Here is a 23,511-nt window from a genome sequence, read left to right as displayed (position 1 = left end):
GCCCCGGCGGTTTGTGCCGTGACACCAATACCTGGGGCTGCTGCGCAGCCCATCGCGACACAAGGCCGCTCCCACAACATGGGACTGCGCAATCAGGTAACAGTCTTTTACCGATTACCCAGGTTTTCCCTCCCCCGCCTTTGCCTATCCTATGCCCGGTCATCCTGCCTGCGATGGACCCATGAATCACTCTCTGCCCAGCCGCTACGCCTGCCTCGCCATCTGCCTGTTGCTCACCTTCGCCAGCCTGCCGCTGCTGCCCCAACATGCCTGGCTCTGGCCAATCACACTGATTACTGCCCTGCTCAGCCTGGTCGGGCTCAACGACCTGCGCCAGAGCCACCATGCGGTGCGCCGCAACTACCCGATCCTCGGCAATATCCGCTACCTGATCGAAACCATCCGCCCGGAAATCCGCCAGTACCTGATCGAGGGTGACGACGACAAGCTGCCGTTCTCCCGTTCGCAGCGCTCGCTGGTCTATGCCCGCGCCAAGAACGAAAGCGCCGAGAAAGCCTTCGGCACGCTCAACGATGCCTACAAGCCCGGGTTCGAATTCATTAGCCATTCGATGCTGCCAGTGGCCACGCCTGACCCGGCATCGTTTCGCATCGCCATTGGCGGGCCACAATGCCGCCAACCCTACTCGGCCTCGATCTTCAATATATCGGCCATGAGCTTTGGCGCGCTCAGCGCCAACGCTATCGCGGCCCTCAACCGCGGCGCGCGCATGGGCCGGTTTGCCCACGACACGGGCGAAGGCAGCATCAGCCCGTACCACCGTGAGCACGGCGGCGACCTGATCTGGGAAATCGGCAGCGGCTACTTCGGCTGCCGTACGGCGGACGGTCGTTTCGACCCGCACCGTTTTGCCGAACAGGCCCGCTCGCCACAGGTGAAGATGATCGAGATCAAACTCAGCCAGGGCGCCAAGCCGGGCCACGGCGGCATCTTGCCGGGGCACAAGGTCAGCCCTGAAATCGCCGAAACCCGTGGCGTGCGCGTAGGTGAGGACTGCATCTCACCGGCGGCGCACAGCGCCTTCCGCACACCGGTCGAGTTACTGCAATTTGTGGCCAGCCTGCGCGAGCTGTCGGGCGGCAAGCCTGTGGGTTTCAAGTTCTGCCTGGGCCACCCGTGGGAGTTCATGGGCATTGCCAAAGCCATGCTGGCCACCGGCATCACGCCGGACTTCATCGTGGTGGATGGCAAGGAAGGCGGTACCGGCGCGGCACCACGCGAATTCAGCGACAACATGGGCGTGCCCATGCGCGAAGGCCTGATGTTCGTGCATAACACGTTGGTTGGCCTGAACCTGCGCTCCAGCATTCGCATTGGCGCTGCGGGCAAGATCGTCAGTGCTTTCGACATTGCCAGCGTGCTGGCCATCGGCGCTGACTGGGTCAACTCGGCACGCGGGTTCATGTTTGCCATTGGCTGCATCCAGTCGCAAAGCTGCCACACCAACAAATGTCCGACCGGCGTGGCCACGCAAGACCCACTGCGCCAGCGCGCCCTGGTGGTGCCAGACAAAGCCGAACGGGTGGCCAGCTTCCATCGCAACACGCTGCACGCACTGGCCGAAATGCTGGCGGCGGCAGGCCTGGAGCACCCTTCGGAGCTTAAGCCCAAGCACCTGGCCCGGCGCGTCAGCCCCAGCGAAATCGGGTTGTTTTCGGACCTGCACACGTTCCTCAAGCCAGGCGAATTGCTCAGTGGCTCGATTGAAAGCGAGTTTTATGCGCGGATGTGGCAGATGGCACGTAGCGACAGTTTTGCGCCGGAGACAGGAGAACTGATGCCCGTTGCAGCAAAAACCGTGCGCCGAAAAGAAACAGCCCCGGCATAAGCCAGGGCTGTTCGATGCTTCAGATCAGGATCAGAAGATGCTGATCGGGTACTCGACGAATACGCGGACTTCGTTGCCGTCGTCGTTGTAACCGTTCTGCTGCACGGCATTGTTGGTACGCAGGAACGAGCTACGCAGTTTGATGGACAGGTCCTTGGCCGGGCCGTCCTGCACCACGTAACGGATCTGGTTGAAGATCTCGCGCTCTTTACCTTCGCCAAAGCCCTGTGGGTTGGCGACGTTACGGGTGTTGATGTTGTCACCCACCACGTAGGCCAGCTTGTAGGTCAGGCCCGGAATGCCGTAGGCACCGAAGTCCAGGCCGTAGCCCAGCTGCCAGGAGCGCTCGTCTTCGGCATTGAAGTCGGACCAGTACGAGTTGGCCAGGTAGATGGTCGAACCACCGTCACCCACGCCACCGGCGTTCTGGTAGAAGCCGTAGTTGTAGCCAGTGCTGCCGGTGCTGCGCTGGTGGGCGATGGTGAACGAGTGCGCACCGTACGCGTAAGTGGCTGCCAGGCTCCAGATGGTGTTGGAGTCACCGTTCAGGCCAGCGGCTTGTACGTACTTGTTGTCGATGTCCGACTTGTAGCCGTTGAAGTCCAGGGTCAGGGACTGGTCGCTGGCGATCGGGAAGACGTAGTTCAAGCCCAGGTAGTGCTTTTTCATCACGTCTTCGTTGTCGGCGGTGTACAGCGAAGCGGTGAAATTGTCGGTGAACTTGTAGCTGCCACCGAAGACGTTGATCGACTTCAGGCCACCACCGTCGCGGCGCTCGGCGCTTTTGCGCGCTTCCTGGGTGAAGCGGCCGGCGTTCAGTTCCAGGCCCTCGATCTCTTTCGAGGTGATCAGGGTACCGGTGAAGCTTTCTGGCAGCAGACGCGCGTCGTCGTACTGCAGCACTGGCAATGCTGGCATCTGGTCACCGTACTTCAGCACGGTGTTGGAGATGCGGAATTTCACGGCAGCGCCACCACGGGCCAGGTTGTGCGGCGAGCTGGCGTTGCCTTCGGCATTGGTGGTTTCGTGCGGCTTGAAGAAGTCGACGCCGCCGCCACCGTTGTGGCCTTTGCCGCCATCAAGGCGCACGGCGTACAGGCCGAATGCGTCGACGCCAACGCCGACGGTGCCTTGGGTGAAGCCGGAGGAGAAGTTGGCGATGAACGCCTGGCCCCATTCAATCTGGTCGTCGGTGCCGTGCTTCTTGTCACGGTTGATGTAGGCGTTGCGCAGAAGGACGTTGGCGTGGCTGTCCTCGATGAAGCCCTTGCTGTCGGCCTGGTCATTGGCCTGTGCCTGGGTCGCGGCGATCATCGCCAAGGCGACCAGGCTGATCCTGGTTTTCAACATGTTGTTTTCCTTATTTCTTAATCAAAAACGCTCTGCACTATGACGCCAGGAACCAACGCCCCTTCGTAGGTTCGACGCTATGCGGATCCAGCCTGGTGGGCCAGCCGGTAAGTGCACGGCAGCCCTCGGCAGCAGCATGGCCAAGATCATGGCCAGCAGGCGTTGGCCGAATCCTAGCCGTGTGCGATTACAAATGTCAAAAAGTCGTGAAATGCAGGTTGATATAACCAAAATTATCGGCAGCTCTAGTGCATTTCCATGCAGCGTTGGGCTATCAGCGGGCAATTTATCTTGTGTAGGAAATTGCCTTTGATCGAACGGACAGGTTCCCCTGAGCAGCCAAACACGCGGCCGCAGAGGTTGTTACAAACAGACACATATGTAAAGACAAGCCTTTACAAATACCCAAGCAAAGGCAAATAGCAAGCATTACCATTCGCGCCTTATTTTTCACCTGCCCGGTCCGGATGTGCCCATGCTTGTACCCTGCCGCCTTTCCCCCTTTACGCTTGGCCTGTCGCTCTTGTTCAGCGCCAGCCTGGCCACTGCTGCCACCACCACGCTGCCAGAATCGTCGGTTACCGCCGACAGCGAGCGCGAAAAGGACAACCCGCGCGTCAAGGAGGTGAGCACCGCCACCCGCACCTCGACGCCGGTACGTTATGTGCCGCAGGCCATCGACACGGTAAAAACCGCCAATGTGCTGGACTACGGCAGCAACACCTTGGGCAAGGCGCTGGAGGGAATCCCCAACGTCAGCAGCGGCGCCGACACCCGCTTCGACAGCGTGCGCATCCGCGGCTTCGAGGCCAGCAACGACTTCTACCTGGACGGCATTCGCGACGACAGCCAGTACATCCGCGACCTGCACAATATCGAGCGGGTCGAGGTGCTGAAGGGGCCGGCGGCGGTGCTGTATGGCCGCGGTAGCCAGGGCGGCATTGTCAACAGGGTCAGCAAGGCACCGGAGCCTGGCCGCCGCTCCACCCTCGAAGCGCAGGCCGGCAGCGAAGACCTGCGCAGCCTGTATGCCGACCTCAGTGCCGACCCCAGCGACACAGTCAGCCTGCGCCTGAACATGGGCAACCAGGACAACAACAGCTTGCGCGATGGCATCGACGGCAGCCGCCAGCTGTTCGCGCCGTCGATCAGCTGGCAGATCACCCCCGACCTCAACTGGCTGGTGCAGTACGAATACAGCCGCTACAACCGCACGCCTGACCGGGGTATCCCCGGGGTGAATGGCCGCCCGGCTGACGTCAGCCGCAGCACCACCTACGGCGACCAGCGCGACTACATCGATGATCGCGCGCAGTCCCTGCGCTCGCGCCTGAACTACCAGCTGAACGAAACCTGGCAACTGCGCCATACCCTGGGCCTGATCAAGCTCGACAGCGCGTTCGACAACACCTATGTCACGGGCTACAACGCCGGCACCAATACCTTGACCCGCCAGCGCTGGCAGCAGGACCTGAACACCCGCAACCTGTTCAACAACCTGGAGGCCGAGGGCGACTTCGACACCCTGGGCCTGGAGCACAAGCTGCTGCTGGGCCTGGAGATTGGCAACCAGAAGCGTGACCCCGTGCTGTATACCGCTGGTAGCCAGACGCTGCCGGGCTTGGGCCAACCCAACCGTAGCCAGCAGCACAACGGCCGCCTGGTGCTGTCGAGTGACAACCACACGGTGGTCGATAGCCGCGGCATTTATCTGCAGGACCAGATCCGCCTGAACGATCAATGGCAGATCCTTGCCGGGGTGCGCTTCGACCAATTCGAGGTTGAAACCACCAACATGCGCAACCTGTCCGAGTCGCAGGACAGCAACAGCACCAGCCCACGCCTGGGCGTGGTGTACACACCGTGGCGTGACCATTCGTTCTACGCCTCGTGGAGCAAGACCTTCTCGCCGGTGGGCGGCGGCCTCATCGGCATTACTCCGGGTTCGCAGGGCAACACCAACGACACCAAGCCGGAGGAAACGCGCCAGAAGGAAATCGGGGTGAAGAGCGACTGGCTGGACCAGCGCCTGAGCACCACGGTGGCCATCTACGAGCTGGAGCTGTACAACCGCCGTACCCGCGACCCGCTCATCCCGGAAAACATCTTGCTAAGTGGCTTGCAGCGTTCGCGCGGCATCGAACTGACCGCCACTGGCAACATCGTCGGCAACTGGTATGTACGCGGCGGCATCGGCCTGCAGGATGCGATCATCGTCAAGGACAACAATGGCCAGGAAGGCAACCGCATCAATGATGTGGCCAAGCGCAACGCCAGCCTGTTCGTGACCTGGAAACCAGAGCTGGGCTGGTACGCCGAAACCGGCCTGACGCTGGTGGGCGAGCGTTATGCGGACAACCAGAACACCACGGTATTGCCAGGATATGGCCGTTGGGATGCACTGGCGGGGTATCGCACCCATGACTGGGATGTGCGGGCGGCGTTGAGCAACATTGCCGACAAGACCTACTACAGCTCGGCGACCAGTGCGGCGCAGATTCAGGTGGGGGACCCGCGAAGCCTGGTGGTTACGGGTAGCTACAGCTTCTGATCGTTGTTGACTGTACTGGCCTCTTCGCGGGCGCGCCCGCTCCCACAGGTGTTTCACAGGTTTCGAGCCATGTGGTGACTCTGTGGGAGCGGGCATGCCCGCGAAGAGGCCGGTACAAGTAATACCGATCCGATCAGTGCCACACCGCCATCAGCGCCTGCATCTCTGCTTCGCTGATCAGCCCTTGAGGGTACCGCCCGGCAAGCAGACGTCGTGGGTCGGTCGTCCTGACCCTGATGCTTCCATGGTGTTTCAACCACTTCGCCAACACCTTGAGCGACTGGTGATTCACTGCCGATGGGCGCAAAGCCGACTCACTTGCTGCATTCATGTCTACACGTACTCCCTGGCCCGTGAGCGGCTAATTTACGTAAGTAATGTTACAGATCCGAGAGCGCGGCCCGGCCGAGCTATCTAATTGAAAAACAATACAAAACGTATGCCAGCCTGGGCGCCGGGTGTCGCCCGAAAAAAAGGCCCGTCAAATGACGGGCCTTTTTAATTCAAGCTGCGTTCAACGCTTGACCGGCGCCGGCTGCTGCTGAGTCAGGCAGTGGATGTTGCCGCCACCCAGCAACAACTCGCGGCCAGGGATCATCACTACTTCGTGGTCAGGGAAGATCTTTGCCAGAATCGCTCTGGCTTCAGCATCTGCCGGGTCGTCAAAGCTCGGCGCAATGATGCCACCGTTGACGATCAGGAAGTTCACGTACGAACCGGCCAGGCGTACCGACGGGTCACGCGCCTGGCTGCCGGCAACCTGATCAACACCGGCGCACTCTTCAGCGGTGGCAAACAGCGGCCCAGGAATCGGCATCTTGTGCACGATGAACTCACGGCCCTTGGCATCGCGGGTGTTTTTCAATACCTCCATGGCGGCGTGGCAGCGCGCATAATTGGGGTCGTTGGAATCATCGGTCCAGGCCAGTAACACTTCACCGGGGCGCACGTAACAGCAGAAGTTGTCGACGTGGCCGTCGGTTTCGTCGTTGTACAGGCCGTCCGGCAGCCACACCACGGTGTCGACCGCAAGCTGATCGCGCAGCACTGCTTCGATCTGCTCGCGGCTCAAGTGCGGGTTGCGGTTACGGTTGAGCAGGCATTCCTCGGTGGTGATCACGGTGCCTTCACCGTCCACGTGGATCGAACCACCCTCAAGCACAAAGCCTTCGGTCTGGTAGCGCTGGCAGCGCTCCATTTCCAGCACCTTGGCGGCCAGTTCCTCGTCGCGGTTCCAGGGTGCGTACAGGCCCCCATCGAAGCCGCCCCAGGCATTGAAGCCCCAATCCACACCGCGTACTTCACCCTGGTCATTGATGACGAAGGTCGGGCCGGTATCACGCACCCAAGCGTCATCGTTGCTGATTTCGACCACACGAATATTTGGCTGGTCGAGCTGGCGACGGGCATTTTCGTACTGGCCAGCGGAGGCGGCGACGGTGACGGGTTCGAAGCGGGCAATGGCCTTGGCCAGGGTGACATGCGCGGCCTGCGCCGGCTTGCCGCCCAGGCGCCAGTTGTCCGGGCGCTCCGGCCACACCATCCACACCTGGGTTTGTGGGGCCCACTCGGCGGGCATGTGGAAACCATCGGCACGGGGCGTGGAGTTGAGGGTTTTCATGGGTGACCTCTGTGATGGCCCTGAGCCGGAGTGTGCTGGGGCGTTTGGCAATTTATAACCGATACATATCGATATTTGAAGCCCAATTTATGCATAAAATCACGCCATTCGGCGCTTTCAAATCGATAACAATCGGTAAATAAGTGGAATGGTGTGGGTAATGGAACGGGCTGCCGTCTACCAAAGCCACACCTTATGCATCCTTTTACAGGTACGCGCGGAAATTTCCGACAAGGCCGACTAGGGTCATTACGTGAGCAACGGGCCAGCGAGCCGCTATGAACATCATCCCTACCGCAATCCCTGAAGTACTGATCATCGAGCCGAAGGTTCACGGTGACAGCCGTGGTTTTTTCTTCGAGGCATTCAACGCACGTGAGTTCGCACGGCAAACCGGCGTGCGCACCGAGTTCGTGCAGGACAACCACTCGCGCTCCAACAAGGGCGTGCTGCGCGGCCTGCACTATCAGGTAGAAAACACCCAAGGCAAGCTGGTAAGGGTGGTGCACGGGGAAATCCGCGATGTCGCCGTGGACGTGCGCAAAAGCTCGCCAACCTTCGGCCAATGGGTCGCCGTGCATCTGTCGGCCGACAACCACCGCCAACTCTGGATTCCACCCGGCTTCGCCCATGGTTTTGCGGTGGTGAGCGAGTCGGTCGAGTTCCTCTACAAGACCACCGACTACTACAACCCCGGCGCTGACCGCTGCATCCGTTGGGACGACCCGCAACTGGCCATCGACTGGGGACTGCAGCAGCCACCGGTGCTGTCGGACAAGGACAAAGTCGGCCTGCCACTGGCAGAGGCGGAACTGCTGCCATAACTAGCGCATAATTGCGCCAGACTTTTCTGGCGCATTTACGTGATGATTGCAAAACCCACGCCCCCACGCCGTCCGCGCTGGCGCAGCCTGGCCTTGCTGGCCCTGTGCCTGGCCCCGTTGCTGTGGCCCCTGCATCACTTGGCCGAACGCTATTACCAGGAAGAGCTGGCCTCGCAGAACCGCCAGACCCTCGACCTGTACGTCGCCAACCTGCTCGGCACCCTGCACCGCTACGAAACCTTGCCGCAAATCCTCGGCGACCTGCCGGCGCTGCGTGGCGTGCTGGCCGACCCGTTCCGCCTGGAAGCGGTGACCAACGCCAACCGCCTGCTCAAGGACATCGTGCAGCAGACCGGTGCCGAGGTGATGTACCTGATGGACGTCAGCGGCAACACCTTGGCCGCGTCCAACTGGGACAAACGCGACAGCTTCGTCGGCCGCAACTTCGCCTTCCGCCCGTACTTCAACGAAGCCATGGCCGGCCACCTGGGCCGCTTCTTCGGCCAGGGCACCACCTCGGCCAAACGCGGCTACTTCTTTGCAGCAGCCGTGCGAGACCGCGAGCGAATCGTTGGCGTGCTGGTGGTCAAGGTCGACCTCGACCACACCGAGACCCTTTGGGGCCGCACCCCCGAGCAGCTGTTGCTGACCGATCACAATGGCGTGGTCATCCTGACGTCGCGACCCGACTGGCGCTTCCGTGCTACCCGCACGCTGACCGAGGCCGAGCGCCAGGCCATCATCGCCATCCAGCCCTACCCCACCCAGGCCCCACAACCGCTGGTGCTCAACCCGGACGCCTGGATCACCCAGACCCGCGACATCAAGGAAACCGGCTGGCAGGTCAGCATCCTCGCCCCGCGCATGCTGGTCGATCGCTCGGTGCAAACGGTGATGGCCATCGGTGCCGGCACCCTGCTGGTACTGATGCTGCTGGCCGGCCTGGTCATGCAACGGCGGCGCCACTACATCGACCGCATCGACTTCGAAGCCCGTGGCCGTCAGGAGCTGGAAAAGCGCGTGGCCGAACGCACCGCCGACCTTGAAGGCCTGAACACCCGGCTGAAAAATGCCGTGCTGGAACGCGAGAACGCCCAGCAGGAGGCGGTGCGCGCCCAGGATGAACTGGTGCAGGCCGGCAAGCTATCGGTATTGGGCACCATGTCGGCCAGCATCAGCCACGAGCTCAACCAGCCGCTGGCCGCCATCCGCAGTTACGCGGAAAACGCCGAGATCCTGCTGGACCACCAACGCACCGATGACGCCCGCGGCAACCTCAAGCTGATCGGCGAGCTGACCGGGCGCATGGCCTCGATCATCGCCCACCTGCGCGCCTTCGCCCGCCGCGACCGGCATGCTCCGGAAAGCGTGGCCCTGCAGCCCGCCCTGGACGATGCCCTGGCACTGCTTGCCAAACGCCGCCGTGCAATGGCCGTGGAGCTGATCCGCGACCTGCCGGAGGCGACCTTGTGGGTACAGGCCGGTGAAACCCGCCTGCGCCAGGTGCTCGGCAACCTGCTGGCCAATGCCCTCGACGCCCTGACCGAAAAGGCCAACCCACGCCGCTTGTGGCTAAGTGCCGAGCAGCGCGATGACTGCGTCTACCTGTACATCCGCGACAACGGCCCAGGTTTCAGCCGCCAGGCCCTGGAGCACGCCAAGGAGCCGTTCTTTACCACCAAGACCCGCACCCAGGGCCTGGGCCTGGGCCTGGCTATCTGTGAAAGCCTGATGCGCGCCTTGGGCGGTGAGCTGCTGCTGGCCAACCATCCGGAAGGTGGCGCACTGCTGACCCTGCAGCTGCGTGTGGCCGCGCCTGGCGCTACTTTGCCCAATTCGGAGGACCCCTCGGCATGACCACCGAGACATTGATCGACAGCCAAGCCCAGGTCATCCTGGTCGACGATGACCCGCACCTGCGCCAGGCCCTGAGCCAGACCCTGGACCTGGCAGGGCTCAAGGTGGTCGCCCTGGCCGATGCCCAAGGCCTGGCTGACCGTATCGAGGCCGACTGGCCCGGTGTGGTGGTCAGCGACATCCGCATGCCCGGCATCGATGGCCTGCAACTGCTGGAGCAACTGCACGGCCGCGACAGCGAGCTGCCGGTGCTGCTGATCACCGGCCATGGCGATGTGCCGCTGGCGGTGCAGGCGATGCGCGCCGGGGCTTATGATTTTCTGGAAAAACCCTTCGCCACCGACGCGCTGCTCGACAGCGTGCGCCGCGCCCTGGCCCTGCGCCGCCTGGTGCTGGACAACCGCAGCCTGCGCCTGGCACTGAGCGACCGCCAGCAACTGGCCACCCGCCTGGTCGGCCATGCGCCATCCATGCTGCGCCTGCGCGAGCAGATTGGCGCCCTGGCCGGCACCCGCGCCGATGTGCTGATCCTGGGTGAAACCGGCGCTGGCAAAGAGGTGGTGGCGCGCGCCCTGCACGACCTGTCCAGCCGCCGCGACGGCCCGTTCGTGGCGATCAACGCCGGTGCGCTGGCCGAGTCGGTGGTCGAGAGCGAGCTGTTCGGCCATGAGCCCGGCGCGTTTACCGGCGCGCAGAAGCGCCGCATCGGCAAATTCGAGTTCGCCAATGGCGGCACGCTATTCCTCGACGAGATCGAGAGCATGAGCCTGGATGTACAGGTAAAACTGCTACGCATGTTGCAGGAGCGGGTGGTCGAGCGACTCGGCGGCAACCAGCTGATCCCACTGGATATCCGCATCATTGCCGCAACCAAGGAAGACCTGCGCCAGTCCGCCGACCAGGGGCGCTTTCGTGCCGACCTGTATTACCGGCTTAACGTGGCGCCGTTGCGTATCCCACCGCTGCGCGAGCGCGGCGATGACATCCTGGTGCTGTTCCAGCACTTCGCCGACGCCGCCAGCCAGCGCCATGGCCTGCCGCCACACACCCTGCAGCCACACCAGCGCGCCGTGCTGCTACGTCACGCCTGGCCAGGCAATGTGCGCGAGTTGCAGAACGCCGCCGAGCGTTTCGCCCTTGGCCTGGAACTGGCCCTGGACGGCCAGACGCCGCCGGCGACGGCACTTGCAGCGCCAATGCCGAGTGGCAACCTCAGCGAACAGGTCGAGCACTTCGAACGCTCGCTGATCGCTGCCGAACTGGCCCAGCCACATGGCTCCATGCGCAGCCTGGCCGAGGCCCTGGGCATCCCCCGCAAGACCCTGCACGACAAGCTACGCAAGCACGGTTTGAGCTTTGACGGCGCCGGCGGCGGGCACGACGATCAAGAGGATCACCGTTGATGAACACCGATAGCCAGTACCTGCAATCCGTACTGCACAGCGATATCCCCCTGACCCGGGAAATGGGCCTGGAAGTAGTCGATTGGCAACAGCACACCCTGCGCCTGCAACTGCCGCTGGCGGCCAACGTCAACCACAAGAGCACCATGTTCGGCGGCAGCCTGTACTGCGCGGCCGTGCTGGTGGGCTGGGGCTGGCTGCACCTGCGACTGCGTGAGCTGGGGATCGATGACGGGCATATCGTCATCCAGGAAGGGCAGATCAGTTATCCGTTGCCGGTTACCGGAGCGGCGGTGGCGCGTTGTGCAGCGCCCGACGAAAAAACCTGGGAACGATTCATAGCCATGTACCAGCGCCGTGGGCGGGCGCGGTTGACGTTGGAAACCACCGTGAGCAATGCCGGGCGTGACGAGCCTGCCGTGAAATTCAGCGGCCAGTACGTTCTGCACCGCTAGCCCGACAGCCGCTTGAAGCAACTGCCTGGCACACAACCCAAAGACTGGCGCAATCCCTGTGGGAGCGGTGAAATCCGTCAGATCAGGTTCAGGAAGGCCTGGCGCCATGCAGCATTGGCCGGCAATGCCAAAAAATACGGGTTAAGCAGCGACTCGCGCGGCGGATACCGGAACGGCAAGCCATCCAGCCCGATCACCTCGCCGCCGGCCCCTTCCACCACACCCTGCGCCGCTGCAGTGTCCCACTGCGAAGTCGGCGCCAGGCGCGGATAACAATCGGCACTGCCCTCAGCCAACAGGCAGAACTTCAACGAGCTGCCAATATTGGCCAGCTCCAGCTCTCCCACAGCGGCCCCAAGGCCGGCCAACAACGCTTCCTGCTCCGGGCTGGAGTGTCGACGGCTGGCCACCACGGTAAAACGCTCGCCCTGTGCAGGTGCGTTGCGTACCTGAATCAGCTGGGCTGCCTCACCGGCATCTGCACGCCAGGCCCCCATGCCGCGCCCACCAAAATAGCAGCGCCCATTGGTGGGCATCGACACCACGCCAAACACCACCTCGCCGTTTTCGACCAGGGCGATGTTGACCGTGAACTCTTCGCTGCCAGCAATGAACTCCTTGGTGCCGTCCAGCGGGTCGACCAGCCACCAGCGGCTCCAACCCTGACGCTCGGCCAGCGCAATGTTGCAGTCCTCCTCGGACAGCACCGGAATATGCGGCGCCAGCGCCAGCAGGCCATCGGCAATCACCCGGTGCGCCGCCAGGTCGGCGGCGGTAACCGGCGAGTCGTCGGCCTTGTTGGTCACGGCCACATCGGCACGCCAGAACGGCAGGATCGCCTCACCCGCCGACAACGCCAGCTTGACCACTTCGTGCATCAGTTGCAGGTCGTTCATAGCTCCAGCAGCCCCCGCTGAATCAGCAAGTCACGTGTCAGGTAAAGCGCCGCCAGGGCACGTCCCTCGGTGAACTGCGGATGCATGGCCAATGCCGACAGCTCGCGCAGGTTGACCTTGTCGACCCGCATCGGTTCTGGCTCATCGCCTTCCAGGCGCTCTTCGTACAAGTCGGTAGCCAGTACCACCTGGATCTTCTGGCTCATGTAGCCCGGCGACAGCGACAGCTCGGTCAGGTGCTCCAGCTGGCGTGCGCCAAAACCGGCTTCTTCCTTGAGCTCCCGGTCGGCTGCCGCCAGCACGTCTTCGCCCGGCTCGATCAGGCCCTTGGGCAACGACAGCTCGTATTCGTCGGTGCCACCACAGTATTCCTCCACCAGCACGGCGTGCTCGGCGTCGAGCATGGCCACGATCATCACTGCGCCGTAGCCGTTACCCCGGCCCACCAGGCGCTCGTAGGTACGCTCAGTGCCATTGCTGAAGCGCAATTGCACGGCTTCGACGCGAAACAGACGGCTGCTGGCGACGATTTCGCGGCTGAGGACGGTGGGTTTCTGGCGCATGGGGCGGCTCCTTGGCGTGAACGGGTTACTATACCGTGGCTTGCCGACTGATCGAGAGTTTCCCATGCCTGTTATTCCCTGGTCTGCCATCGATACCGTCCTGCTGGACATGGACGGCACCCTGCTCGACCTGCATTACGACAACCGCTTCTGGCTGGAGCACCTGCCCCAGCGCTATGCCGAGCTGCACGGGGTGAGCCGGGCCATGGCGCAAATGGAGCTGCAGCCGCTGTTTGAGCGCAATGCCGGCACCCTGAACTGGTATTGCCTGGACTTCTGGAGCCGCGAGTTGCGCCTGCCGATCCGTGAGCTGAAGCAGGAAATCGCCGACCTGATCGCCCTGCGACCAGACGCCGATACCTTCCTGGCGGCAATCCGCAAGGCGGGCAAACGCGTGGTGATGATCACCAATGCCCACCGTGACTCGCTGTCGCTGAAGCTGGAGCGGGTGGAACTGGCACCGTATTTCGAACGGCTGATCAGCTCGCACGATTACGGCTACCCGAAGGAAAGCCCGCAGTTCTGGGATGCATTACAGGCAGACATCGACTTTGATCCGCAACGCAGCCTGTTCATCGATGACACACTGGCGATTCTGCGCAGTGCGCGGCAGTTTGGCGTGGGGCACCTGCTGGCGGTGCGCCAGCCGGATAGCAAGGCAGGGCCGCGGGATACCGAAGAGTTTGCGGCCGTCGAGGATTACCGGGAGTTACTGGTAGGCCTATGAGGCCCCATTCGCGGGACAAGCCCGCTCCCAAAGTTGGCCGCTGGGTTCAGGTTCAGCGGTAAAGCTGTGGGAGCGGGCTTGTCCCGGAAGTGGCCGGTACAGGCTGCGAAGATCAGTCAGGAATACGTAGCACCTGCCCCGGATAAATCTTGTCCGGGTGCGACAGCATCGGCTTGTTGGCCTCGAAAATCTTGTTGTACTGGTTGGCGTTGCCGTACACCACGACTGAAATGGCCGATAGCGTGTCGCCCTTTTTCACCGTAATGAACCTGGCCGCCTTCACCACTGGCCCTGTCACTGTAATCTGGTCATCCACGCTGGCCACACCATTGATGTTACCGGCTGCAAGAATGATCTTTTCCTTCTCCTCCTGGCTGGCCACCTCACCCTTGAGGATGATCTTGTCTCCCTCTACAGTGGCTTTGATGTTCGGGTTTCCCAGGCCGACACTTTCCACGTGCTTCTTGAGCTGCTCCTCGGCATTGGCATTGCCGGGGGTCAGCAGGTCGATCAACTTCTCGCCGGCTTCCTTCACGAAACTGAACAGGCTCATTGCGCTCTCCTTGTTGACGAAACCTTGGACTCACGAGTCTAGGCCAGCTTTTCCACTCCCGCCCCCTGTGCGACCAATCGACGCGGTCTATCAAGGCATAGACCCTAGCGATTAGACGCCGCCGGCCCGCAAGCCTAGGCTTGTGCTATCAGAAAGCCGCCGGTATTCAACGCCCCGATGAACAGCAAACCTCCGGTCTGCGCGGCCTCATCGCCTTTGTCCATGCCCGCCGCCAGCAACACCTACGATTACGTCCAGTTAACCGACGCCAGACGCGACAGCACACCGCTGGCCGAAGAAGTGGCCTTGGCCATTGTCTACAACGGCCTCAATCAGGCGGTGATGCTGGTAAGCCCCACCGACCTGGAGGACTTCGCCGTCGGTTTCAGTGTTGGCAGCGGCATTGTCGAAGGCACAGCAGACATCTACGACCTGAAGCTCTCCGGCAGCGGTTCGGCAATGTATGCCGACCTGGAAATTTCCAGCCGGGCGTTCTGGAACCTGAAAAACCAGCGCCGCCAACTGGCCGGCACCAGTGGTTGCGGCCTGTGTGGTGTCGAAGCCCTGGAGCAGGCGCTGCCGGACCTGGCCGTGCTGCCGGGTGCGCCCCTGCCCCCGGCCCAGTGGCTGGTAGGCCTGCGTGAACGCATCGATGCCTTCCAACCGCTGGGCCAGCATTGCGGGGCTGTGCATGCAGCCCTGTTCATGGACCGCCATGGCGAGCTTTTGCTCGGCCGCGAAGACATCGGCCGGCACAACGCCCTCGACAAACTGATCGGCGCCCTGCTGCGCCAAGGCATCGACAGCCAGGGCGGCTTGGCCATCGTCACCAGCCGCTGCAGCCTGGAGCTGATCCAGAAAGTACTGCGTGCCGGCATCCAGACCCTGGTCAGCCTATCGGCGCCCACCGGCCTTGCCCTGCAATGGGCACGCAAGCACAACCTCAACCTCATCCATTTGCCCAAGCACAGCGCACCGCGGGTCTTCAGCCCGGCGGCGGAGTCGTAACAGCAGTGACCTCTTACCAGCACCTCCCGGACAACGCACCAGCCTCCACCCCTCGCTACAAGCCCTACCACGGCCCAGCCGGTGGCTGGGGCGCGCTGCGCAGCGTGGCCAAGGCATGGGTCGGCAGCGACAACGCACTAAAGAACATTCGCGCCCTGCTCAAGACCAACCAGAACGGCGGCTTCGACTGCCCGGGCTGCGCCTGGGGCGATTCGCCGGAAAGCGGCATGGTCAAGTTCTGCGAGAACGGCGCCAAGGCCGTGAACTGGGAGGCGACCAAACGGCGCGTCGATGCGGCCTTCTTCGCCCGTTACAGCGTTACCTCGCTGCTGCAGCAAAGCGATTACTGGCTGGAGTACCAAGGGCGCCTGACCGAACCGATGGTCTACGACGGGCCCAGCGACCGTTACCTGCCCATCAGCTGGGATGCCGCCTTCGCCCTGATCGCTCGCGAGCTGAACAAGCTCGCCAACCCTGACCAGGCCGAGTTCTATACCTCGGGGCGCGCCAGCAACGAAGCGGCGTACCTGTACCAGTTGTTTGTGCGCGCCTATGGTACCAACAACTTTCCTGACTGCTCGAACATGTGCCACGAAGCCAGTGGCGTGGCCTTGGGGCAAAGCGTCGGGGTCGGCAAGGGCACCGTCACCTTCGACGACTTCGAGCATGCCGACGCTATTTTTGTCTGGGGGCAGAACCCCGGCACCAACCACCCACGCATGCTCGACCCGCTGCGTGATGCGGTGAAACGTGGCGCCCAGGTGGTGTGCGTAAACCCGCTCAAGGAGCGTGGCCTGGAGCGCTTCCAGCACCCGCAGAACCCGCTGGAGATGCTGACCAACAGTGACCGGCCGACCAACACCGCGTTCTTCCGCCCGGCGCTGGGCGGCGACATGGCGATGCTGCGCGGCATGGCCAAGTTCGTCCTGCAATGGGAACGCGAAGCCCAGGCCAAAGGCGAACCGGCCGTGTTCGACCATGCCTTCATTGCCGAACATGGTCATGGCGTCGACGACTACCTGGCAGTGGTCGATGCCACGCCGTGGGAACACATCCAGGCGCAGTCCGGGCTGACGCTGGCCGACATCGAGCTGGCCGCGCGCATGTACTGCCGTGGCAAGCGGGTGATCATGTGCTGGGCGATGGGCATCACCCAGCACCGCCATTCGGTGCCGACCATCCAGGAAATCGTCAACCTGCAAATGTTGCGCGGCAACATCGGCGCACCCGGCGCCGGTCTGTGCCCGGTGCGCGGCCACAGCAACGTGCAGGGCGACCGCACCATGGGCATCAATGAACGCCCGCCAGTGGCGCTGCTGGACGCCCTCGAAAAGCGTTTTGGCTTCCCCGTGCCCCGGCACAACGGCCACAACACCGTCGAAGCCATCCACGCCATGCTCGACGGCCGCGCCAAAGTATTCATCGGCCTGGGCGGCAATTTCGCCCAGGCCACGCCAGACACCGAGCGTACTGCCCAGGCACTGCGCAACTGCGAGCTGACCGTGCATATCAGCACAAAGCTCAACCGCAGCCACCTGGTGCACGGCAAGCAGGCGCTGATCCTGCCGTGCCTGGGCCGCACCGACATCGACCTGCAGGCCGACGGGCCGCAGGCGGTGACGGTGGAAGACTCGTTCAGCATGGTGCACGCCTCCAACGGCCAGCTGAAGCCGCTGTCGACGCAAATGCGCTCGGAACCTGCAGTGATTGCCGGCATCGCCGCTGCCACCCTGGGCAAGCAACCGGTGGACTGGCACTGGCTGGTGGCCGACTACGACCGCATCCGCGACCTGATCGGCGATACCATCGCGGGCTTCAGCGGTTTCAACCAGCGCTTGCAGCGTCCAGGCGGTTTTTACCTGGGTAACAGCGCTGCCAGTCGCGAATGGAAGACCAGCAGCGGCCGGGCCAACTTCAAGGCCAACCTGCTGCCGGATTCGTTGCTCGATGAGCGCGTGCGCGCCAGTGGCCAACTGCCCGACCTGATCATGCAGTCGATGCGCTCGCACGATCAGTACAACACCACCATCTACGGCCTGGACGACCGTTACCGGGGCGTGCGCGGCCAGCGCGAAGTGCTGTTCGCCAACGAAGCCGACATCATCCGCCTGGGCTTCCAGCCGGGGCAAAAGGTCGACATCGTGTCGCTGTGGGGTGATCAGCATGTGCGCCGGGTGCAGGGCTTCACCCTGCTGGCCTTCGACATCCCGGCCGGGCAGGCAGCGGCGTATTACCCCGAGGTGAATCCGCTGGTGCCACTGGAAAGCATTGGCGATGGCAGCCATACGCCGACCTCGAAGTTCATTGCCATCAAACTGGAGCGCGCACGGGACGACGGGCGTATTCTGTAGAAACGAAAAAAGCCCTGTTCCATGGCGGTTCAGGGCTTTGTCATAAAGGTCTCAGACAGCCGAAAAACGATAAAGTTTCACAGCAAATACAGTAACTTAGAGAATTGTGTACAACTCGTGTTACTCGTCGGATTTCCGTTGCCAGCCACGCCGCTTAGCCTCAAATTCGCCTCGTCATCCCTATGAGGCTCTCTTGATGAAGAAGTACTCCTCGATTTTGTTGTTGTCTTTCAGCTTGCTCAGCGGCGTTGCCATGGCAGGCGGCAATACCGAGGCCGGCATTGGCGGCGCATTGGGTGGGGTACTCGGCTCCGTAGTGGGTAACTCCATCGGCGGTAGCACCGGCGGCGCCATTGGTGCCGGTCTGGGCGGCGCAGCCGGCGGTGCCCTGGGTGCCGACAAGCGCCAGCGTGGCGAGGCCGCTATCGGCGGCGCACTGGGCGCTGCAGGCGGTAACGTGGTCGGTCGCTCGGTGGGCGGCACCACCGGTAGCTACATTGGCGCAGCAGCCGGCGGTGGTGCCGGTGGCGCGCTGGGTAACTACATGGGCAACAAAGCCGACGAAGACGAGCGTCATGATGATCGCCGCCACCGTCGCGGCTACGACGACCGTCGCCACTACGACCGTGGTCGCCACTACGGCCACCGCAAGCACAAGCGCCACTGGCGCGACTGATGCCGCGGGCCCTGCCCCGGCAGCAAAAGCCCCGCCCCTGCCGGCGGGGCTTTTTTATGCCTGCTGTTCCAGTACCAGGCCAGACAGGACCACTTGCAGCGGTTCAGGCAGCACCGCAGGACGACCACTGGCACGCTCGATGAACACCTGCACTACCGTGCCTGCAGCACACGCCTCCGGTTCCCCCGGGCGGAACAGCGCCAGGCGGTACTCCACCGTACTACCCGCCAGGCGCGTCACTCCCAAGCCCACTTCGAGCACGTCGGGAAAGCCTGGCAGCGCATAGAAATCCGCAGCCGAACTGACCACGAATGCCGCCAGTTCACCGTCACGCAGGTCCACCTCGGCCTGTTCGGCGAGGAAGGCCTGGATCGCCGTTTCGAAAAAGCCATGCACGGTAGCACCGGCGATATGGCCATTGACGTCGTTGTCCGAAGGGCGGGTGAGGATGGGGTGGAAGTGGTAGAAGGCAGTGCGCTGAGGGGATTCGGTCATCTGTCTGGCTCTTGTCTTCGCAAATGTTGCTGACAGTGAAACAGAAATTCCAGATTTCCGCTGCCTGAGCCGGCCTCTTCGCGGGTAAACCCGCTCCCACAGAAATCGCCGTATCTGTGGGAGCGGGTTTACCCGCGAAGAGGCCGGCTCAGGATATCGTTCAAAAAAAAAGCCGCCCCAAAGGGCGGCCTTCTTGTAGCGCTGGGCTCAGCTTACAGCTGTGGGCCAGCAGCCTTGATGGCGTCGGAAACTTCGAACTTCTTGAAGTTTTCGATGAACAGCTTGGCCAGGCCTTTGGCGGCATCGTCGTAGGCAGCTTTGTCAGCCCAGTTGGTGCGTGGGTTGAGCAGCTCGGTTTCAACACCTGGGACGACTTTTGGTACGTCCAGGTTGATGATGTCCAGGTGCTCGGTTTCGGCACCGACCAGCGCGCCGCTCTGGATTGCAGCGATCACCGCGCGGGTAGTCGGGATGCTGAAGCGCTTGCCAACACCGTAGCCACCGCCGGTCCAGCCGGTGTTGACCAGGTAGACCTTGGAGTTGAAGCCGTTGATACGCTTGATCAGCAGCTCGGCGTACTCGCCAGCCGGGCGCGGGAAGAACGGTGCGCCGAAGCAGGTGGAGAAGGTCGACTTGATGCCGCCGCCCGAACCCATTTCGGTAGAACCGACCAGCGCGGTGTAACCGGACAGGAAGTGGTAGGCCGCCTGCTCGTTGTTCAGGATCGAAACCGGAGGCAGAACACCGGTCAGGTCGCAGGTCAGGAAGATGACCGCATTAGGCTCGCCGCCCAGGTTCGCTTCGGAACGCTTGGCAACGTGCTCCAGCGGGTAGGCAGCACGGCTGTTCTGGGTCAGGCTGACGTCGGTGTAGTCGGCGTGCTTGTTGGCGTCGAGAACGACGTTTTCCAGCACTGCGCCGTGCTTGATGGCTTTCCAGATGACCGGCTCGTTCTTCTCGGACAGGTCGATGCACTTGGCGTAGCAGCCGCCTTCCATGTTGAAGACAACGCCTTCGCCCCAGCCGTGCTCGTCGTCACCGATCAGGTAACGGCTTTCGTCGGCCGACAGGGTGGTCTTGCCAGTGCCGGACAGGCCGAAGAACAGGGTCACATCGCCTTCTTCGCCGATGTTGGCCGCGCAGTGCATTGGCAGTACGTCGGCAGCCGGCAGCAGGAAGTTCTGCACCGAGAACATGGCTTTCTTCATTTCGCCGGCATAGCGCATGCCTGCGATCAGCACCTTCTTGGCGGCGAAGTTGATGATGACGCAGCCGTCGGAGTTGGTGCCATCACGCTCAGGCTCGCACACGAAGTTGGCAACGTTGAGCACCTGCCACTGGTCGCGGCCAGCCGGGTTGTACTGCTCCGGGTTGATGAACAGGCAACGGCCGAACAGGTTCTGCCAGGCGGTCTGGGTGGTCATCTTCACCGGCAGGTAGTGGTCGACGGCTGCCCCTACGTGAACGTAGGAAACGAAGTGATCCTGGGCGTTGTTGAACGCCTCGACGCGGTCCCACAGGGCGTCGAACTTGTCGGCCGGGAACTTGCGGTTGATCGGGCCCCAGGAAATAGCGTCCTGAGTGGAAGGTTCTTCGACGATGAAACGGTCAGCCGGCGAACGGCCAGTACGGTGACCAGTCTCCACGACCAGTGCGCCAGTATCGGCTAGTACGCCTTCACCGCGTTGCAGCGCTTCTTTTACCAGCTCATCGACGCTCAGGTCGGTGTACACGGTGTTGTTGGCTTGCGTCATGAGATACCCCATCCGGCCCGAGGCCGAGTGCTCCAAACGTTTTGTAGTTGTCTTGAAAAAACTACTACAGCGAAAAAAGTGGCCGGATTATGCCAGAAACGCCCAAAAAAAGTAGGCCCCTCCTGTCAGAACTGCGCTTTTGCGCAATTCGACAGGAGATTGTCCTGTGATTAAACGTTTCAGTGGCGAGTTTCTGAGGCCACGTCTGTGCCGCCACCGGCAAACAGTTGCGCCACATCGCTGGCATCGAAGAAATAGCGCTCGTTGCAGAACTGGCAATCGATCTCCACCTGGCCGCCGCACTCTTCCACCAATGCCTTGGCGTCCTGTTCGCCAAGGCTGACCAGCGCATTGCCGGAACGCTCGCGCGAACAGCTGCAATTGAAGCGCAACGGCTGGATGTCGAACAGGCGCACGGCATCTTCATGGTACAGGCGATGCAGCAACGTTTCGTTGTTTTCAGCCCACTCTTCAGGCTTGAGGGTCTTGGCCAGGGCCACCACGTGCTGCCAGCTGTCCTCACGCTCTTCATCATCCGGCTGGCGATCACGCGGCAGCTGCTGCAGCAGCAGACCGCGGGCCTTGCCGTTTTCGGCGTTGAGCCAAAAGCGCGTGTTCAGCTGCTGGGACTGGACGAAGTAGTTGGTGAAACATTCCGACAGGTTGGCGCCATCAAGGTCGACAGTACCCTGGTAGCGCTGGCCCTTGATCGGGTCGATGGTCAGGGTCAGGTGGCCGTCGGGCATCAGCTGCGACAGTGTGGCATCCGCCGGGATCTGGTCCGCTTCGTAGCGGGCCATGCCGCGGATTTCCCGGTCGCCGGAACATTCCACCATCAGCAGCGGAATCGGCCCAGCCGAGCGCGCCTGCAAAATCAGCAAGCCATCAAACTTCATCGCGCCCACCAGCAACGCGGTGGCGGCCATCAGCTCGCCGAGCAGCGCCTTGACCGGCTGAGGGTACTCGTGACGCGCCAACACTGCGGCATAGCTGTCATCGAGAGACACCCACTCGCCGCGCACATCGCGCTCGTCGAAGATGAAACGTTGGGTGAAATCGGTATCAGGCAAATCGCTCATAGGTTTCGGCTATCTAAAAAATGATGACAAAATGGTTACAAGGGTTGTCGAGAACCTGCGAGAACCCGTTACAGAGCGCTCACAAGGCGCTCCGATTTCCTGTTTGCAATAGAGGTATTTTATGGACAATCGACCACTGTTCCAAGCAAGGTGGTCCTGGGGGCCATTGGCAGCCTGTACGCTGCTTTCCGTCGCTCTACTGTGTTTCTGGTTATGGCCTTTTGGCCAGATCCTGTGCCTGACTTTCGACGAGTGGCTGTTCCGCAGCCTGAATGCGCCCTTGGCCGACAGCACTACCTGGCGCTACATCTGGACCGTCGGCAGCCTGCGCCCGTTCGACATCGTCGTCGGCCTGATCCTGCTGGCAGTGCTCATCCGTGGTGACTGGGTGTTCAAGGCAGCTCAGGTTCGCCAAGCGTTTTTCGGCTTTCTGGTCACGCTACTCCTCTTAGTGGTGATTCGCGCGCTGTTTTCCAAGTGGGTGGATGCAGCTGGCTGGCAGCACAAGAGCCCGTCGATGATGTTCGACGAGGTGGTGCACCTGAGTGACTACTACCCGAACCTGGAAGCCGCCTGGGAGCTCAAGGACCGTTCCAGCAAGAGTTTCCCGGGGGATCACGCCTCGGTACTGCTGATCTGGGCGCTGTTCATGAGCGTGTTCAGCCGCCGCCTGGTGCAGTACCTGGTGATCTGGGGGCTGGCGGTGCTGTTCATGCTGCCGCGCCTGGTAGCCGGCGCCCACTGGGGGCAGGATGACTACATCGGCGGGTTGCTGATGGCAGTGCTGGCGTTGGGCTGGAGCTATTACACGCCGCTGGCGGCCAAGGGCAGTGAGGCGTTGATGCGCTGGACTGCACCGTTGTTCAACCTGCTGGCCAGGTTACCGCTTGTCGGGCGGATGGCCGTGCTCCGCTAGACCCTTGGGGCTGCTACGCAGCCCTTTCCGACCGGTCCGGCGCCCCGGCATGGCCGCTCCCACAAAGCGCTGTGGGCGCTGGCTTGCCGGCGATGGGCCGCTAAGCGGCCCCGGCTATTCATAGCTCCCATGCAACTGGTGAATCTGCCGCCGCTGCTTCTTGGTTGGCCGCCCATCGGTAGTCACCCCCATGGCGCCCGCCTTGCGCATTTCGGCCGCCTGCTCACGGCGGCGCAGGCTTTCTTCGGTTTCCTCGTACAGCGTCTGCGCTTCTGGCGCCCCACGCCGCACCACCGACAACGCCTTCACCACCACGGTGCGCTCATCGAACCCGGTGCGCAGCACAAATTCGTCGCCCACTCGCGGCTCCTTGCCTGGCTTGCAACGCTCGCCCCGGCAATGCACCTTGCCGCTCTCGATCGCTGCCTTGGCCAGCGCCCGCGTCTTGTAGAAACGCGCCGCCCATAGCCACTTGTCCAGGCGAACCTTGTCGTCGTCTTCGGCTTTTTGTGCCATCCCGTTACCTCGGATTCTGTCTTTCATCGAACTGTACTACCTTCACATACGGATGCAAAAAGTCCCC

General features: G+C 62.4%; 21 protein-coding genes. 11 read left to right on the top strand and 10 right to left on the bottom strand.

Features of this window, described 5'->3' with window-relative positions:
- Window positions 1–181: 181 nt before the first annotated feature.
- Window positions 182–1,849: an FMN-binding glutamate synthase family protein gene (locus AC07XM_RS25920; protein ID WP_060518066.1), complete on the top strand. Its 1,668-nt coding sequence runs from the start codon at window positions 182–184 to the stop codon at window positions 1,847–1,849.
- 30 nt (window positions 1,850–1,879) lie between these two features.
- On the opposite strand, the gene AC07XM_RS25915 is transcribed toward AC07XM_RS25920, so the two are convergent.
- Window positions 1,880–3,199: an OprD family porin gene (locus AC07XM_RS25915; protein WP_016484429.1), complete on the bottom strand. Its 1,320-nt coding sequence runs from the start codon at window positions 3,197–3,199 to the stop codon at window positions 1,880–1,882.
- A gap of 475 nt (window positions 3,200–3,674) precedes the next feature.
- Between AC07XM_RS25915 and AC07XM_RS25910 the strand changes: the two genes are divergently transcribed.
- Window positions 3,675–5,750 (top strand): TonB-dependent receptor, encoded by a 2,076-nt coding sequence (locus tag AC07XM_RS25910; protein ID WP_016484428.1) that lies wholly within the window; start codon window positions 3,675–3,677, stop codon window positions 5,748–5,750.
- A 133-nt stretch (window positions 5,751–5,883) separates the two neighbouring features.
- Here AC07XM_RS25910 and AC07XM_RS25905 read toward each other — a convergent pair whose 3' ends face one another.
- Window positions 5,884–6,081 carry a hypothetical protein gene (locus AC07XM_RS25905; protein ID WP_016484427.1) on the bottom strand — a complete coding sequence of 66 codons (198 nt, stop codon included), beginning with the start codon at window positions 6,079–6,081 and terminating at the stop codon, window positions 5,884–5,886.
- A gap of 183 nt (window positions 6,082–6,264) precedes the next feature.
- Window positions 6,265–7,371 (bottom strand): agmatine deiminase, encoded by a 1,107-nt coding sequence (gene aguA, locus AC07XM_RS25900; protein WP_095116614.1) that lies wholly within the window; start codon window positions 7,369–7,371, stop codon window positions 6,265–6,267.
- 278 nt (window positions 7,372–7,649) lie between these two features.
- On the opposite strand from aguA, the gene rfbC reads away from it, so the two are divergent.
- From rfbC to AC07XM_RS25880, 4 genes are read left to right on the top strand one after another with little or no spacing between them, the layout of a single operon-like run.
- On the top strand, window positions 7,650–8,195 hold the full coding sequence (gene rfbC / locus AC07XM_RS25895) for a dTDP-4-dehydrorhamnose 3,5-epimerase (protein ID WP_016484425.1): 546 nt from the start codon (window positions 7,650–7,652) through the stop codon (window positions 8,193–8,195).
- Window positions 8,196–8,237: 42 nt separating this feature from the next.
- Window positions 8,238–10,052 (top strand): sensor histidine kinase, encoded by a 1,815-nt coding sequence (locus AC07XM_RS25890; protein WP_060518072.1) that lies wholly within the window; start codon window positions 8,238–8,240, stop codon window positions 10,050–10,052.
- Entirely contained in the window at window positions 10,049–11,455 is a 1,407-nt protein-coding gene (locus AC07XM_RS25885) for a sigma-54-dependent transcriptional regulator (protein WP_016484423.1), read from the top strand. The genes AC07XM_RS25890 and AC07XM_RS25885 overlap by 4 nt, the downstream gene beginning before the upstream one ends.
- Complete coding sequence (locus AC07XM_RS25880; RefSeq protein ID WP_016484422.1) at window positions 11,455–11,910, top strand: thioesterase domain-containing protein; 456 nt, start codon at window positions 11,455–11,457, stop codon at window positions 11,908–11,910. The genes AC07XM_RS25885 and AC07XM_RS25880 overlap by 1 nt, the downstream gene beginning before the upstream one ends.
- 77 nt (window positions 11,911–11,987) lie before the next feature.
- On the opposite strand, the gene cysQ is transcribed toward AC07XM_RS25880, so the two are convergent.
- On the bottom strand, window positions 11,988–12,806 hold the full coding sequence (cysQ, locus tag AC07XM_RS25875) for a 3'(2'),5'-bisphosphate nucleotidase CysQ (RefSeq protein WP_016484421.1): 819 nt from the start codon (window positions 12,804–12,806) through the stop codon (window positions 11,988–11,990).
- Window positions 12,803–13,369, bottom strand: coding sequence for an ADP compounds hydrolase NudE (gene nudE / locus AC07XM_RS25870; protein ID WP_016484420.1), 567 nt, complete (start codon window positions 13,367–13,369; stop codon window positions 12,803–12,805). The genes cysQ and nudE overlap by 4 nt, the downstream gene beginning before the upstream one ends.
- Before the next feature lie 64 nt (window positions 13,370–13,433).
- Here nudE and yrfG point away from each other — a divergent pair, with 64 nt between their 5' ends.
- Complete coding sequence (gene yrfG / locus AC07XM_RS25865; RefSeq protein ID WP_102689890.1) at window positions 13,434–14,096, top strand: GMP/IMP nucleotidase; 663 nt, start codon at window positions 13,434–13,436, stop codon at window positions 14,094–14,096.
- Between the two features lie 112 nt (window positions 14,097–14,208).
- Here yrfG and lysM read toward each other — a convergent pair whose 3' ends face one another.
- A complete protein-coding gene (gene lysM, locus AC07XM_RS25860; protein WP_016484418.1) occupies window positions 14,209–14,649 on the bottom strand; it encodes a peptidoglycan-binding protein LysM in 441 nt (146 codons plus the stop codon).
- A 177-nt stretch (window positions 14,650–14,826) separates the two neighbouring features.
- Here lysM and fdhD point away from each other — a divergent pair, with 177 nt between their 5' ends.
- From fdhD to AC07XM_RS25845, 3 genes are all read left to right on the top strand, one after another.
- Window positions 14,827–15,657, top strand: coding sequence for a formate dehydrogenase accessory sulfurtransferase FdhD (gene fdhD, locus AC07XM_RS25855; RefSeq protein ID WP_016484417.1), 831 nt, complete (start codon window positions 14,827–14,829; stop codon window positions 15,655–15,657).
- 5 nt (window positions 15,658–15,662) lie between these two features.
- Window positions 15,663–18,008, top strand: coding sequence for an FdhF/YdeP family oxidoreductase (locus AC07XM_RS25850; protein WP_016484416.1), 2,346 nt, complete (start codon window positions 15,663–15,665; stop codon window positions 18,006–18,008).
- A 196-nt stretch (window positions 18,009–18,204) separates the two neighbouring features.
- A complete protein-coding gene (locus AC07XM_RS25845) occupies window positions 18,205–18,684 on the top strand; it encodes a glycine zipper domain-containing protein (RefSeq protein WP_102689891.1) in 480 nt (159 codons plus the stop codon).
- A 54-nt stretch (window positions 18,685–18,738) separates the two neighbouring features.
- Here the strand turns inward: AC07XM_RS25845 and AC07XM_RS25840 are convergent, their stop codons facing one another.
- From AC07XM_RS25840 to hslO, 3 genes are all read right to left on the bottom strand, one after another.
- Window positions 18,739–19,179, bottom strand: a complete 441-nt coding sequence (locus AC07XM_RS25840; RefSeq protein ID WP_016484414.1) for an acyl-CoA thioesterase — start codon at window positions 19,177–19,179, stop codon at window positions 18,739–18,741.
- Window positions 19,180–19,391: 212 nt separating this feature from the next.
- The gene (locus AC07XM_RS25835; protein ID WP_102689892.1) at window positions 19,392–20,933 is read right to left on the bottom strand and encodes a phosphoenolpyruvate carboxykinase; all 1,542 of its coding nucleotides are present in this window, start codon (window positions 20,931–20,933) and stop codon (window positions 19,392–19,394) included.
- Window positions 20,934–21,112: 179 nt separating this feature from the next.
- Window positions 21,113–22,012, bottom strand: coding sequence for an Hsp33 family molecular chaperone HslO (gene hslO / locus AC07XM_RS25830; protein WP_095116611.1), 900 nt, complete (start codon window positions 22,010–22,012; stop codon window positions 21,113–21,115).
- Between the two features lie 121 nt (window positions 22,013–22,133).
- Between hslO and AC07XM_RS25825 the strand changes: the two genes are divergently transcribed.
- Complete coding sequence (locus AC07XM_RS25825) at window positions 22,134–22,928, top strand: phosphatase PAP2 family protein (RefSeq protein WP_016484411.1); 795 nt, start codon at window positions 22,134–22,136, stop codon at window positions 22,926–22,928.
- Between the two features lie 114 nt (window positions 22,929–23,042).
- Here the strand turns inward: AC07XM_RS25825 and AC07XM_RS25820 are convergent, their stop codons facing one another.
- On the bottom strand, window positions 23,043–23,444 hold the full coding sequence (locus AC07XM_RS25820) for an RNA-binding S4 domain-containing protein (RefSeq protein WP_016484410.1): 402 nt from the start codon (window positions 23,442–23,444) through the stop codon (window positions 23,043–23,045).
- Between the last annotated feature and the right edge of the window lie 67 nt (window positions 23,445–23,511).

The sequence above is a fragment of the Pseudomonas sp. GW460-LB5 genome (assembly GCF_059423245.1).
The sequence above is the reverse complement of the archived record's forward strand: the minus strand, read 5'-3'. Positions and strand labels throughout refer to the sequence as shown.

What these genes read in the sequence shown, in the direction of transcription:
- AC07XM_RS25920 (WP_060518066.1), top strand. Translation starts at nt 182, where the DNA reads ATGAATCACTCTCTGCCCAGCCGCTACGCCTGCCTCGCCATCTGCCTG.
- AC07XM_RS25915 (WP_016484429.1), bottom strand. Translation starts at nt 3,199, where the DNA reads ATGTTGAAAACCAGGATCAGCCTGGTCGCCTTGGCGATGATCGCCGCG.
- AC07XM_RS25910 (WP_016484428.1), top strand. Translation starts at nt 3,675, where the DNA reads ATGCTTGTACCCTGCCGCCTTTCCCCCTTTACGCTTGGCCTGTCGCTC.
- AC07XM_RS25905 (WP_016484427.1), bottom strand. Translation starts at nt 6,081, where the DNA reads ATGAATGCAGCAAGTGAGTCGGCTTTGCGCCCATCGGCAGTGAATCAC.
- aguA (WP_095116614.1), bottom strand. Translation starts at nt 7,371, where the DNA reads ATGAAAACCCTCAACTCCACGCCCCGTGCCGATGGTTTCCACATGCCC.
- rfbC (WP_016484425.1), top strand. Translation starts at nt 7,650, where the DNA reads ATGAACATCATCCCTACCGCAATCCCTGAAGTACTGATCATCGAGCCG.
- AC07XM_RS25890 (WP_060518072.1), top strand. Translation starts at nt 8,238, where the DNA reads ATGATTGCAAAACCCACGCCCCCACGCCGTCCGCGCTGGCGCAGCCTG.
- AC07XM_RS25885 (WP_016484423.1), top strand. Translation starts at nt 10,049, where the DNA reads ATGACCACCGAGACATTGATCGACAGCCAAGCCCAGGTCATCCTGGTC.
- AC07XM_RS25880 (WP_016484422.1), top strand. Translation starts at nt 11,455, where the DNA reads ATGAACACCGATAGCCAGTACCTGCAATCCGTACTGCACAGCGATATC.
- cysQ (WP_016484421.1), bottom strand. Translation starts at nt 12,806, where the DNA reads ATGAACGACCTGCAACTGATGCACGAAGTGGTCAAGCTGGCGTTGTCG.
- nudE (WP_016484420.1), bottom strand. Translation starts at nt 13,369, where the DNA reads ATGCGCCAGAAACCCACCGTCCTCAGCCGCGAAATCGTCGCCAGCAGC.
- yrfG (WP_102689890.1), top strand. Translation starts at nt 13,434, where the DNA reads ATGCCTGTTATTCCCTGGTCTGCCATCGATACCGTCCTGCTGGACATG.
- lysM (WP_016484418.1), bottom strand. Translation starts at nt 14,649, where the DNA reads ATGAGCCTGTTCAGTTTCGTGAAGGAAGCCGGCGAGAAGTTGATCGAC.
- fdhD (WP_016484417.1), top strand. Translation starts at nt 14,827, where the DNA reads ATGAACAGCAAACCTCCGGTCTGCGCGGCCTCATCGCCTTTGTCCATG.
- AC07XM_RS25845 (WP_102689891.1), top strand. Translation starts at nt 18,205, where the DNA reads ATGAAGAAGTACTCCTCGATTTTGTTGTTGTCTTTCAGCTTGCTCAGC.
- AC07XM_RS25840 (WP_016484414.1), bottom strand. Translation starts at nt 19,179, where the DNA reads ATGACCGAATCCCCTCAGCGCACTGCCTTCTACCACTTCCACCCCATC.
- AC07XM_RS25835 (WP_102689892.1), bottom strand. Translation starts at nt 20,933, where the DNA reads ATGACGCAAGCCAACAACACCGTGTACACCGACCTGAGCGTCGATGAG.
- hslO (WP_095116611.1), bottom strand. Translation starts at nt 22,012, where the DNA reads ATGAGCGATTTGCCTGATACCGATTTCACCCAACGTTTCATCTTCGAC.
- AC07XM_RS25825 (WP_016484411.1), top strand. Translation starts at nt 22,134, where the DNA reads ATGGACAATCGACCACTGTTCCAAGCAAGGTGGTCCTGGGGGCCATTG.
- AC07XM_RS25820 (WP_016484410.1), bottom strand. Translation starts at nt 23,444, where the DNA reads ATGGCACAAAAAGCCGAAGACGACGACAAGGTTCGCCTGGACAAGTGG.